We start from the raw sequence: 11,948 nt of genomic DNA, 5'->3' as shown, positions 1-11,948 counted from the left end.
TAAGTTGTTGAGTTGTTAGAAATCACACTCTCGCCAGTCAGCCACGGAACACGTTCCAGATCGACAGCGGCCCGCTGACACACCGCATCAACAACGGCATCGCAGACGCCTTGACGGCAATGTGCTACTTGTAGCACACTGGAGGCATGAGAGCGGCGGGTATTCGCCAGGCGCGACAGCATCTGTCGATCCTCTTGGACGAAGTGGGTAAAGGACACGAGGTGCTGATCACGGACCGCGGGCGGCCGGTCGCTCGGCTCGTTCCGCCGTTGCCGGAGTCGACGCGCCCGTGGTCGAGCCACCGTCGCTTTCGCGCGAGTATCCGCCTCAGGGGAAGACCGCTGTCGGAATCGGTGAGCGAGGGCCGTGCAGATCGCGTCTAGTCCGGTGTATCTGGATACCAGCGGGCTGGCGAAACTCTATGTTTCTGAACCAGATAGCCCGACGCTTGAAGCGGCGCTGCTCGGACGCCGCGATCTGATCGTTTCCGACTTGGCCGTAACCGAGCTGACCTCCACCCTCGCCCGGCGGAAGCGGGAGGGCGATCTCTCTGCGGCGCATGCGCAGCGCGTCTACCTGAGGATTCTGAGAGATTGTGAAACCGGAGCGTTTCGCCATGCCGAACTGACCACCAGCGTCCACCGCGATGCGGAACACCTCATGCTCGGCCTCGGTCGGAACGTTCCCTTGCGCGCCGCGGACGCGTTACACCTCGCCTTGGCCCGTGCCTACAATGCCCACGTGCTGATCACCTTCGATCGGCGCATGCGCGCGGCAGCCGAGGTCTTGGGAACCTTCGAACTTCCCGGCTGAAGTCTCTGCGGCTCAGACGAGACGGCGTGCTGCCACCTTCCCGGCAAAGCCCATTACAGTCACGAAGGCGGCCGAGAGCGGCGCTGCGGGCGGGATGCGTGTCCCGGACCGCCGCGCCGTGACTTCGGCTTATGATGCAGGTGCAGGTTCGATAGCGGATGTCGGCGCGGGTGGTGGCGGTGGGGGTGGCGTCGGGGTCGGCTTCGCCTTGCGCGGCGACGGCATGCCGGGGCGTTCGAAGAGCGTGACGTACAGGTGCGGGGCGCCGTCGTCGAGCGCGGCGCGCGCGCCACGCTTGAGTCCCGCCAGCGCCGTTACCCACGCCTGCGCCGCATCGGCGCGGGCGTGCCGGGCCTCGCGTCCTGCTGCCTGCGCCTTGCGCACCTGTGCGACGGCCTGCGCTGCGGCGCGCGCGGCGGTGTCCGCCTTCTGCGCCGCCTGGCCCTTGATCGAGGAATTCCGGCTAATTCGGCTCCACCCACATGGCTGCGTTGCGTGTCTCCATGAACCAGAGCACGCCCGCGGGATCTGGCGGGTGTCCCGCGGCGGATTTCATCAGGATACGGATCGGCAGCTCGGTCCGATAGAATTCCTCCAGCGCAAACCAGCGCTGCAGTCCCTCGGCGAGAGAGACACTCTCCCCCGTTGTGGGGGCCATGACGCCCTGCAGCGGCACGAAGACGGCCACTGAAGAAATGTTCCCGGTGAGCCCGTCGGTGGCCTTTTCGACGGCCAAGATCACGCCGCCGCTGATCCGTGGTCCCAAAGGACCCAGATGGCACAGTGGCAACACCAGGCGCCCGTCGTCATAGAGCTGTTCGATCCAGGCCGGGGCAATATCCGAGGCTCCCGCACTGACCAGAACGCGGTCGAAGGGTCCGGCTTCCGGGACACCGGCGGCGCCGTCGCCGCAGAGGATGTTCACGTTGGTGTAGCCGGCCTTGGCCAAGAACGAGGCGGCCATTTCCGCGATGTCTTCCTCGTAGTTGATGCCGACCACTGATCCGCGCTCGCCGACGATCTCCGCCAGTACCGCGGTGTAATATCCGCCTCCGGTTTCGACGTGCAGGATGCGCATGCCTTCGGCGACCCCGAGCGCCTCGATCTCCCGGGCCAGCACACCCGGCGAGAGGCAGTGGATGCTCTTCTCGGGCTTGAGGGCGACGGCCGCATCGGCGTAGACACCGCACGGATCGTCAGTCTCGAGAAATTCTTCCGCCAGAGAGTCGGTGGCGACGGCGTATGGCGGCGTCATGAACGCATGGCGCCGCACCCGGCGAAACGCCCGCTCGACGGCTGGTGTGCGGATGATGCGCCGCCGCACGAGATCGTCCACCATGGCGTTACAGGCTTCGTTGATGGCTGCCTCTGAGTGGGTCATCTCAATCGGCCGTGACGCACCTCCATGTCTCGGATGCCGGCCAGCGGCCAGCCGGCAATGGGTGTAGAGTACATGATTTTTGTCTTGGCCTGAAGAAGGGCGGATATTTTCCGCCCCCGGCTCGATGGGACTGTCGATAAATGCGAAGACGTGCCCTTCGACCGGGCTCAGGACATGCTTCGAGAGCCTCAGCACGAGCGGTCGCAGAGTCCATCAAATGAAGGTTTATCCGCTCACCCTGAGCCCTTCGACGTTGCTCAGGACATGCTTGTCGAAGGGTACTTTCAGAGGAAATCGACAGACTCCGATGGTATCGATACCCGGCGCGGCCCGCTAGCCCTTGCGCAGGAACTCGATGAGGACGCGGTTCACTTCCTCGGGCTTCTCTTGGTGCATGAAATGCCCCGCGTCGGCCACGATCACTTTGCGTAGGCCGCGCGGGAAGAGCGCTTCCATGCCTTCGAGCAGCTCGCCGCCGATGCAGCCATCGCGCCCGCCGTGAAAGACCAGGCTGGGGACCGGCACCGGCGCCAGGCTCATTTGCGCTTGCAACTCGAAGAGCGCTGGATCCTGGTTTGCCGGGTTCAACATGGCGCGGTAGTAGCCCAGTGCGGCCTGCAACACGCCCGGCGCGCGGAAGGTCGCCTTCAGCGCTTCCATGTCCTCCGCCGGATACTTCCAGCCTGGCGACCAGTCTTGCCAGAGGCGTTCGATGAAACGGAAATCGTCGTGCGCCACGGCCGCATCGGAGAGCGGATGTTGGAAGAAGAACATGTACCAGGAGCGACGTTGCTGATCGTAACTGCTCATGAACGCATTCAGCAAAGTGGGCCCATGCGGTACCGCCGCGGTGACCAGCTTGGTAATCTTCTCGGGCGCATACATCGCCGCGCCATAGCTGGCGACGGCGCCCCAGTCATGGCCGAAGACGTGCGCCGAGGAGTACCCGAGCGCCGAGATCAGTTCGACGATGTCGAGTGCCAACACGGCGGTCTGATAGCGCCCGTCGGCAGGGATCTCCGTGGGCGCGTAGCCGCGCATGAAAGGCGCGACGGCGCGAAAGCCGGCGGCGGCGAGGGCAGGGAGTTGATGGCGAAAGGAATAGGCGTGGTCGGGAAACCCGTGCAGACAGAGGACCAGCGGTCCCTCGCCAGCTTCGAGTGTGGCGAAGCGCACGCCGTTGGCACGAACGGTTCCGAGTTTGAATTGGGCCATGGTTAAACCTTCCGTGTCATTCAATTATCCGCGGCACCGATTGCCGTCAACGAAGAATATGAAGTGGAGTACTCAGCGCACACCGAGGACGTCGCTCATGCTGTAGCGGCCAAGCGGTTGTTGCGCCAGCCACAGGGCGGCGCGAATGGCGCCGCGAGCCAGGCACTCGCGGCTTTGCGCCCGATGCGTCAGCTCGATGCGCTCACCCAAGCCCGCGAAGATCACGGTGTGATCGCCGACGACGTCGCCGCCGCGTAATGCCAGGATGCCGATTTCTTTCCGCTGGCGCTGGCCGACGACTCCCTCGCGGCCGAAGACGGCATCAGCGGAAAAGTCCCGGCCCGTCGCTTGCGCCACGGTTTTCCCCAACGCCAGCGCGGTGCCGCTCGGCGCATCGACCTTCATGCGGTGATGCATCTCGACGATCTCGGGATCGAAGTCAGGTCCGAGCGCGATCGCGGCGGCACGGATGAGTTGCTGGAGCACGGCGATGCCGACGCTCATGTTCGGTGCGATCACACAACGCGTCTGCGGGGCGAGGCGGTCCATCTCGGCTTGCTGCTGAGCCGTGAAGCCGGTGGAGCCGATGACGATGGGGCTGCGGCGCTCCACCGCAAGGCGCAGGTGCTCCAGCGCCGCCGCTGCGCTGGTGAAATCGAGAGTGACGGCATCGGGAGAAGCCGCCGCAGCGAAGTCCTCCGTGATGGCCACGCCGAGATGACCGACACCGGCGACCTCGCCTGCATCCTTGCCCAGCGCCGCATGACCGCCGGCTTCGACGGCGCCAACGAGCGCCGCCGCGTCGTTCTGTGCGATCAAGGTTACGAGCGTCCGTCCCATGCGGCCGGCCGCACCACAGACAACCATCGGGGTAGTCATTGGCTCTTGGCGGTTGATGTCATCAAATCCCTTCCCCCCTGACGCGTGATCGTTCCTCACTCAGGACTCAGCACCCAGGACTCAGGACTTCAAAAGCCCGAACTGCTCCATCACCGCCCGCAGCTTGGCCTTTGGGGCCTCGCTCATGGGTAGCAACGGAAGACGGATCTCATCTCGGCAGTAGCCCATCATCGCCACCGCGGCTTTCACCGGGATCGGATTGGTTTCGAGAAAGAGCGCCCGGATGACTGGCAACATGTGATAGTGCAGACGCCGGGCGGTGTCCCAATCGCCGTTGCGGCACGCCGCCAGCATCTGGGCCGATGCCTTCGGCATGACGTTGGCCGCCACGGAGATCACACCAACACCGCCGACGGCCATGATCGGGAGCGTCAGGGAATCATCGCCGGAGTACAACTCGATCTTGTCTCCACACAGCCGGATGACTTCCTGCACCTCGTCCAGCGATCCGGTCGCTTCTTTGACACCGACGATGTGCTCGAGTTCAGCCAACCGCGCGATCGTCGTCGCCTCGATCTTGGACGCCGTGCGTCCGGGGATGTTGTAGACGATCAGCGGGAAGCGGGTGCTGTCGGCGATTGCCTTGTAGTGCTGATAGATGCCTTCCTGCGTCGGCTTGTTGTAGTAGGGCGAGATGAGCAAGGCGGCGGCCGCGCCGGCTTCTTTGGCCGCGCGGGTGAGGACGATGGCCTCGCTGGTCGAGTTGGACCCGGTTCCGGCGATGATCGGCACGCGGCCGCGCACGAACTTCACCGCCAGGCGAACGACCTCGGCATGTTCCTCGTGCGTCAGCGTGGCCGACTCGCCGGTGCTGCCGCATGGAACGATAGCCGAGGTCCCATTCTCCACCTGAAACTCGATCAAACGTTCGAGCGCCTGCGCGTCGATCCGACCGTCACAAAACGGTGTGACGATTGCCGCCATTGAGCCGCTAAACATGGGTCACCCTGCTTCGGGCCTGCGCCCCGTCCGGCCCTTGATCACCTCGCCTCATGGCTCGATCTCCCCTGTGAACACTTCCTCGGCCGTTCCCGTCATCAACACGTGATTATCCGCGTTCCATTCGATATCGAGATCGCCGCCATTGAGATGGACGATTGCGCGCCGGTCCGTCTTGCCGTTCAACACTGCCGCGACCAGTGCGGCGCAGGCGCCCGTCCCGCAGGCCGCCGTCTCTCCCGAGCCGCGTTCCCACACGCGCATGCGTAGGGCGTCGCGAGCGAGGACCGAAACGAACTCCGTGTTCACCCGCTGCGGGAAGAAGGGATGATGCTCGAACTGGGGTCCCAGCTGGGCCAGCGCCAGAGCTTCGACATCAGGTGTAAAGACGACGCAGTGCGGATTGCCCATGGAGACACAGGTGATGCGGTAGGTGTCGGTGCCAACCTGCAATGGCACGTTCACCACGCGTCCTTCCGCGGCGACCGGAATCCGCGGCCCCTCCAGGATCGGCTCACCCATGTCGACGGTGACACGGACCACAGCGCCGCGGTCGGTGTGCAGGCGGAGGAGCTTGACGCCCGCATCGGTTTCGATGCGCAACGATTCACGGCGCGCCAAGCCGTGTTCGTAGGCGTACTTCCCTACGCACCGGATACCGTTGCCGCACATTTGTCCGCGGCTGCCGTCGGCGTTGTACATTTCCATGCGGCAATCGGCAATCGAGGACGGGCAGATGAGAATGAGGCCATCGGAGCCGATGCCGGTGCGTCGCGGGCTGACGCGGCGAGCAAGACCGGCGGGATCGGCGACCGTTTGCGAGAAGCAATCGACGTAAACGTAGTCGTTGCCGATGCCATGCATCTTGGTGAAACGCAGGCGAGCCATTTTAGCGCAAGGCCGCGGGGATATGCTCGCCGCGCACCAGATCCTCCAAGCTTTCCCGCTCGCGCACGATGTGGAAGCTGTCCCCGTCGACCAGCACCTCCGGCGGCCGCGGCCGTGTGTTGTAGTTCGATGCCATGACGAAGCCGTAGGCGCCCGCGCTCATCACCGCCAACAGATCCCCGGCCTCAACCGCCGGCAGCTCACGATCCTTGGCGAAGAAATCGCCGCTCTCGCAGACCGGGCCGACGACGTCGGCGACGAAGGTCTTGCCGTTGCGGACGTGAACTGGCTCGATGCCTTGATACGAGCCGTAGAGGGCAGGGCGGATCAAATCGTTCATGCCGCCGTCGACGACGACGAAATTCTTCTCGTCCGTGCTCTTGCAGTACAAGACCTTGGTCAGCAGGATGCCGGCGTTGCCCACGATCACGCGGCCGGGTTCGAGCACGAGCGTGACGTCGACATCGCGCAAGCCTTCGGCCAAGGCGGCGGCGTACTGCTGCGGCCCGGGCGGCTTCTCATCATTGTAGGTAATGCCGAGCCCGCCGCCCATGTCGAGGTAACGGATATTGAAGTGCTCCGCCTGCAGCCGTGTGACCAGGTCGCAGATGCGGTCGAGCGCGTCGACAAAGGGCGGAACGGTCGTCAACTGCGATCCGATGTGGCAATCGACACCGACGACCTCGATGTGCGGCAGTTCGCGCGCCCGGCGGTAGTCTTCGAGCGAACGCTGGATGTGGATGCCGAACTTGCTCTTCTTCAGACCGGTCGAAATGTACGGGTGTGTCTTCGGGTCGACGTCTGGATTCACCCGGACAGACACGCGTGCCTTCGCTCCCAGCTCGCCGGCCACGGTGTTGATGGTGTCCAGCTCGGCGGGCGACTCCACGTTGAACATCAGGATGCCCGCGGTGAGGGCATAGCGGATCTCACGCGCCGTCTTGCCGACGCCGGAGAAGACGATCTTGGCGGGATCGGCACCCGCCTTCAGGGCGCGAAAGAGTTCCCCGCCAGACACGATGTCGAAGCCGCTGCCCTCCCGAACAAAAGTGCGAAGCACCGCGAGGTTGGAATTGGCCTTTACGGAGAAGCAGACCAGGTGTGGAATGGCCTCGAAGGCTTCGTCGAACACCCGGTAATGGCGCTGTAGCGTGGCGAGGCTGTACACGTAGCACGGCGTCCCGACGCGGGCCGCTAGCTCACGCAGTGGCACCCCTTCGGCGTGGAGTTCACCGTTGCGTTGCTGGAAGTAGTGCATGTGTGTCCTCGCCCGGAACTGTGCGTTCCACTGTCACGATGTTGGACGGGGAACTAAAGTACCGATCGAGCGTGAAAGATACAACCCGATACTGGTAGGTCGTTCCCGGCACGGTGTCGTGATCGACGTACTGAAAGCTTTTGATCTGACGGAAACGGTCGCGGTCGCTGACTTCGATGGCGCCGAGGCGTTTGAAGACCGTGCGCGCTTCGGTGCCGACGGCACGCTCGATCACGAAGCCGGCCAGATCCATCATGCGTGTTCCGTCGGCATACATGGACGGGCGGCCCCACGTGAGTCGAATGCCGTCCGCCAGGTTGCTGGCGCCCAGGTCGGGAATCGGCCTCGGCATCACGTCTTCCGGCGGGCGTGGTTGGGCCTTGCGTCCGCAGCTCGGCAGCAGAGCCGCCAGCACCAGGGTGATGACTGCGAGCGAGCGCATCATCCGACTGGAACGGGACGGGTGGCAGGACGAAGGCATGCCGAACTCACACGCCGAGCCTCTTGAGCTGGCGCCGGATGTTTTCCGGAGCGGTGCCGCCGGTGGCGCGCCGCCGGCGCACGGCGGCCTCGGCGCTGAGCCACTTCTTGACGTCGGCGGCAAAGAGCGAAGAGAAAGAACGCAACTGCGCCAGCGTCAGTTGCTCGAGCCCGAGTTTCCGGCCGATGCAGTACTGGACGATCTCGCCGACGGTCCGGTGCGCGTCGCGGAACGGCAGGCCCTTACTGGCGAGGTAATCGGCGAGCTCGGTTGCCAACGTGTACCCGGCGGTGGCCGCCGCCCGCATGCGGGACCGGTTGATGTGCAGCCGCGGAATAAAGGCGATCAGCAAGTTCAGGCTGGCGCTGAGTGTGTCGACGCTATCGAATACCGGCTCTTTATCTTCCTGCAAGTCGCGGTTGTAGGTCAGCGGCAAGCCCTTGAGGACGGTCAGGAGCCCGAGGAGGTTGCCGTAGAGGCGTCCGGTCTTGCCGCGGATGAGTTCCGCGACGTCGGGGTTTTTCTTCTGCGGCATCATGGAGCTGCCGGTGGCGAAGGCGTCCGGCAACTCGATGAAACCGAATTCCTGCGACGACCAGAGAACGAGGTCTTCGGCGAGGCGGCTCAAGTGCATGCCGGTGATGGCGGCGGCGGCCAGAAATTCCGCCGCGAAGTCACGGTCACTCACCGCGTCCATGCTGTTGGCGCATATCTGGCGGAAGCCGAGGCGGCGCGCCACGTAGGTCCGGTCGATCGGAAACGTCGTCCCCGCCAGCGCTCCCGATCCGAGAGGGAGGACGTCCACCCGCCGCAGGCAGTCCACCAAACGTCCGGCGTCGCGGCCCAGCATCTCGGCGTACGCCAGCCAATGGTGCGCCAGCAACACCGGCTGTGCCGGTTGCAGATGTGTGTATCCGGGCAGGATCACATCGCGGTCGCGTTTGGCGACGGTTGCCAGGGTGCGCCGCAGGCCGTGCAGCAGCCCGAGGAGGTTTGTGACCTCGGCCTTGAGGAAGAGGCGCAAATCGAGCGCCACCTGATCGTTACGGCTACGGGCCGTGTGCAGCTTGCCGCCAATCGGACCGATCTTCTCGATCAGGCGGCGTTCGACCGCCATGTGAATGTCCTCGTCACCCGCCAGCGCGCGGAACCTGCCGCCGGCGAACTCCGCCTCGATCTGGCGCAGCGCGGCGATTATCCGTTGCGCCTCGCGTCGCGGCACGATGCGCTGCTTTGCCAGCATCTCGCAGTGCGCGATGCTGCCGGCGATGTCGTACGGGTAGAGTCGCCGATCAATCGGGAACGAAGTGGTAAACGACTCGACGAGACGGTCGGTGGGCTCGGCCATACGACCGGCCCACGCCTTGTGCGCTTGGGGCATGCGGCGCACCTTACCGGAAAGAATTCACCGGTCCAAGAGTTGCCGGCGAGAACGTTTGCTCAAACGTTGAAGGCGGCTGGTCCTCGCGAGCTGGGTGTGCGGCGCTTGTTGTTGCGGGTCACCCGTAGTTGCCCGAAGCATGTCCTGAGCGACATCGAAGGGCGACCCAAGGGAAAGCGGCCCCGCCGAACAGACGCTGAGCGCAGCCCGCTAGTAAATCCACTTGACCCCGTCGTGACGGAAAATCTCGGTGACCGCCGTAGTTTCAAGAGGGCGTGCCGGGCTTTCTTTGGCCTCCTCGACAGTTTTGCCCTGCTTCTCGTAGCGTACCTCCAGGTAGGCGATCTTGCCTACGGGGGCGATGCTCCCGTCCTTGACGACGCAGGTGTGGTCCTGGGCGTAGCCCACGTACTCGCCTTCGACGCCTTCGGGCTTCGTGTTCCACTGGATGTGGGCGATGTTGTCATGCTCGCGCACTGCGAGCTTTTGCATCCAATCTTGGCAGAACACTTCGAACGCTTGCTGGACGTCTTCCAGCGACGGCTTTTTCACGGCCTGCTTAGGGGCTGCCGCCTTCCGCTTAGGGGCTGCCGCCTTATGGAGGTTGGCCGACCCCGCCTGCGTCGTTGCGGGAAGGAGCAGGCCACAAACGAGCAGCGCCGAAATCACTATTCCCCTCATGGAACCTCCGTTTCGAACGGAGGATAGCAGTTCAATCCGCAAAATCCACAGGAATGCTGAGCTGCATAGGCCGCAGCGATGGGGCCGTGCTGCCTCAATAGCTCTGGCCGAGACCGGCTTCTTTCCAGAGATGAAACAAGGCGCGGCACTCCGCTTCGAGCAGCCCCGATTCGATCTGTACGGGGCTGCCGCCCATGCTGGCCAGGCGTTTCGCGTCCACGGACAGTTCCGAGAAGCCCGCCGTGGCAGCATCGGCGATGGTGGCACCGTAGGCCACGCGCGTAATCTTAGCCCAGTGCGTGGCCGCCAAGCACATGGGGCAGGGCTCACAGGTCGTGAACATGGTGGCACCGCGCAGTCCGATGCGACCCAGTGCCTGGGCCGCCCGCCGGATGGCATTGATCTCGGCATGGGCCGTCGGGTCGTTGTCGCGCCACACACTGTTGTGTGCCGTGGCCACCACCCGCCCGTCGCAGGCGATGACGGCGCCGAAGGGCGACTGACCGGCGGCGATCCCTTCCTTGGCTTTCGCAATCGCCAGCCGCATGTAGTCTGCGTCAGTCACGGTGTGCCGGTAAGCGCGTCAGCCGGTTCGGAAATAGCTGTTCACCGGCACACTGGCGCACCGGCTAACTCGCACCTCAATCTTTGGAAACCATGATCGAGGTGGATTTGATCACCGCGCTGACGCTGTCGCCGGCCTTGAGCTTCATGTGATCGGCGGATTCGCGTGTGATGACGGAAACCAACTCGGCGTTCCCGACCGTGATGACCACCTCGGCCATGACCGTGCCGAGCTTCACTGATTTGACCTTGCCTTTGAGCTGATTACGCGCGCTGAGCATTGTCGCCTCCTCGATGGTACGATACGCCATCCTAGCCGATTAGGGTGGCAATGGAACCCCAGTGCGACGAGCCCGGAGGGCGTTACCCTCCGAGGTGCGGAGGAGTGCATGCGGAGTCGCGGTATCGATGCGGTCGTGGTCGATGACGCACGCTGTGTGGCGTTGATGCAGCGGCCGCAGAATAGAGAAGCCCGACCTCTCACGAGCCGCCTCGCACTGCCCGAACCGAGTAGGAGAGGTACGTGTTGGCTCCGTCCACGTAGCCGCTGGAGAGCACGAACCACGCGGCCCCCGGGGCGTTTCCGACCATAGTGGACGACCAGGAGAAGTCCAACGCCGCGCAGCTGCACATCGGCCCACCGCTGCCATCGACCGTGCAGCCGGGCGAACAGCCCGTGTTGAAGGCCGTGACCGCCGCCGGGATCACCTCGTAGTTCGCGATGCTCTGCAACTCCCTGACGTTCGGGATGCGCCAGTCGCAGTGCCCGGCAAAGCACGGCGGCGTGTTCAACGCGGACAGAAACTCCGTCAACATCGTGCCGTTCATCGTGTACGGCGCGATTTCCATCCCCCACGTGTACGTGTTGTCCTTGTCGTGGATAACGCCCGAGTCGTCCTTTTTCTCCCAGATCAGCCGGGTGTTGTTGTCGGTAATCGTTCCGTCGCCGTTGTCCGTGTACGACAGCGCCGCCCCGGCGCGCACGTCACCGTCGGACCCCGGCCCATAGGAGGTGGTCTGCCCGGTTGCGGGAAAGGCCTGCGGGCCAGACAGAGATCGGCAGGCAGCCAGGTCGCCCCGGCACTCCGAGAGCTGCGTCGTGCAGGTCGCCATGCTGGCGTCGCAGATGCCGTCATCGGAACAACCCGTCAGCGCGTGATTGACGGCGGTCAGGATTTCATCGACGGTGACCTGCCCGTTCCCATTGCAGTCGCCGCAACACTGACCGGTCGAGCGCGCTGGGCTCCACGCCGCCACCGAAATCGTCCCCCGCACCCGAGCACTCTTCGTTTCACCCTGCTCTGAACCGCCTCGTACTGCCCGAATCCAGTAGTAGTAGCTCTTGGGGGCCGCTTCCACGATGCCGGAGTCCACGTTCCACGCGGCATCCGGGGGACTCCCGTCCGAAGTAGACGACCAGTAGCTGCCCAACCCGGTGCAGCTACAC

16 protein-coding genes are annotated in these 11,948 nt (G+C 64.3%); 2 read left to right on the top strand and 14 right to left on the bottom strand.

The window, feature by feature from the left end:
* Positions 1–182, bottom strand: a 182-nt coding sequence (locus VF515_01460; protein HEX7406292.1) for a hypothetical protein, incomplete at its 3' end; no start/stop codon positions are given.
* Between VF515_01460 and VF515_01455 the strand changes: the two genes are divergently transcribed.
* Both VF515_01455 and VF515_01450 read left to right on the top strand, forming a co-directional pair.
* Positions 147–383, top strand: a complete 237-nt coding sequence (locus VF515_01455; GenBank protein ID HEX7406291.1) for a type II toxin-antitoxin system prevent-host-death family antitoxin — start codon at positions 147–149, stop codon at positions 381–383. The two genes, VF515_01460 and VF515_01455, sit on opposite strands and share 36 nt — an antisense overlap.
* A complete protein-coding gene (locus VF515_01450; protein HEX7406290.1) occupies positions 367–813 on the top strand; it encodes a type II toxin-antitoxin system VapC family toxin in 447 nt (148 codons plus the stop codon). The genes VF515_01455 and VF515_01450 overlap by 17 nt, the downstream gene beginning before the upstream one ends.
* 129 nt (positions 814–942) lie before the next feature.
* Here the strand turns inward: VF515_01450 and VF515_01445 are convergent, their stop codons facing one another.
* The 13 genes from VF515_01445 to VF515_01385 form a co-directional block, all read right to left on the bottom strand.
* Complete coding sequence (locus VF515_01445) at positions 943–1,197, bottom strand: hypothetical protein (GenBank protein HEX7406289.1); 255 nt, start codon at positions 1,195–1,197, stop codon at positions 943–945.
* A gap of 79 nt (positions 1,198–1,276) precedes the next feature.
* Positions 1,277–2,194 (bottom strand): class I SAM-dependent methyltransferase, encoded by a 918-nt coding sequence (locus VF515_01440; protein ID HEX7406288.1) that lies wholly within the window; start codon positions 2,192–2,194, stop codon positions 1,277–1,279.
* A 333-nt stretch (positions 2,195–2,527) separates the two neighbouring features.
* A complete protein-coding gene (locus tag VF515_01435) occupies positions 2,528–3,409 on the bottom strand; it encodes an alpha/beta hydrolase (protein HEX7406287.1) in 882 nt (293 codons plus the stop codon).
* A gap of 72 nt (positions 3,410–3,481) precedes the next feature.
* Positions 3,482–4,288 (bottom strand): 4-hydroxy-tetrahydrodipicolinate reductase, encoded by an 807-nt coding sequence (gene dapB / locus VF515_01430; protein HEX7406286.1) that lies wholly within the window; start codon positions 4,286–4,288, stop codon positions 3,482–3,484.
* An 81-nt stretch (positions 4,289–4,369) separates the two neighbouring features.
* Entirely contained in the window at positions 4,370–5,248 is an 879-nt protein-coding gene (gene dapA / locus VF515_01425; protein ID HEX7406285.1) for a 4-hydroxy-tetrahydrodipicolinate synthase, read from the bottom strand.
* A 51-nt stretch (positions 5,249–5,299) separates the two neighbouring features.
* Positions 5,300–6,127, bottom strand: coding sequence for a diaminopimelate epimerase (dapF, locus tag VF515_01420; protein ID HEX7406284.1), 828 nt, complete (start codon positions 6,125–6,127; stop codon positions 5,300–5,302).
* A 10-nt stretch (positions 6,128–6,137) separates the two neighbouring features.
* A complete protein-coding gene (gene lysA, locus VF515_01415; protein ID HEX7406283.1) occupies positions 6,138–7,394 on the bottom strand; it encodes a diaminopimelate decarboxylase in 1,257 nt (418 codons plus the stop codon).
* Positions 7,366–7,839, bottom strand: coding sequence for a hypothetical protein (locus VF515_01410; protein ID HEX7406282.1), 474 nt, complete (start codon positions 7,837–7,839; stop codon positions 7,366–7,368). The genes lysA and VF515_01410 overlap by 29 nt, the downstream gene beginning before the upstream one ends.
* A gap of 43 nt (positions 7,840–7,882) precedes the next feature.
* Complete coding sequence (argH, locus tag VF515_01405) at positions 7,883–9,256, bottom strand: argininosuccinate lyase (GenBank protein HEX7406281.1); 1,374 nt, start codon at positions 9,254–9,256, stop codon at positions 7,883–7,885.
* Between the two features lie 210 nt (positions 9,257–9,466).
* A complete protein-coding gene (locus VF515_01400) occupies positions 9,467–9,937 on the bottom strand; it encodes a hypothetical protein (GenBank protein ID HEX7406280.1) in 471 nt (156 codons plus the stop codon).
* Positions 9,938–10,031: 94 nt separating this feature from the next.
* Positions 10,032–10,502: a nucleoside deaminase gene (locus VF515_01395; GenBank protein HEX7406279.1), complete on the bottom strand. Its 471-nt coding sequence runs from the start codon at positions 10,500–10,502 to the stop codon at positions 10,032–10,034.
* 76 nt (positions 10,503–10,578) lie between these two features.
* Positions 10,579–10,782, bottom strand: a complete 204-nt coding sequence (locus VF515_01390) for a TOBE domain-containing protein (GenBank protein HEX7406278.1) — start codon at positions 10,780–10,782, stop codon at positions 10,579–10,581.
* Between the two features lie 199 nt (positions 10,783–10,981).
* The coding region (locus VF515_01385) for a DUF1566 domain-containing protein (GenBank protein ID HEX7406277.1) at positions 10,982–11,948 on the bottom strand (967 nt) is incomplete at its 5' end.

This window comes from Candidatus Binatia bacterium (assembly GCA_036382395.1).
In the GTDB taxonomy this organism is placed as follows: domain Bacteria; phylum Desulfobacterota; class Binatia; order HRBIN30; family HRBIN30; genus JAGDMS01.
This window is presented reverse-complemented; position numbering and strand designations above follow the sequence as displayed.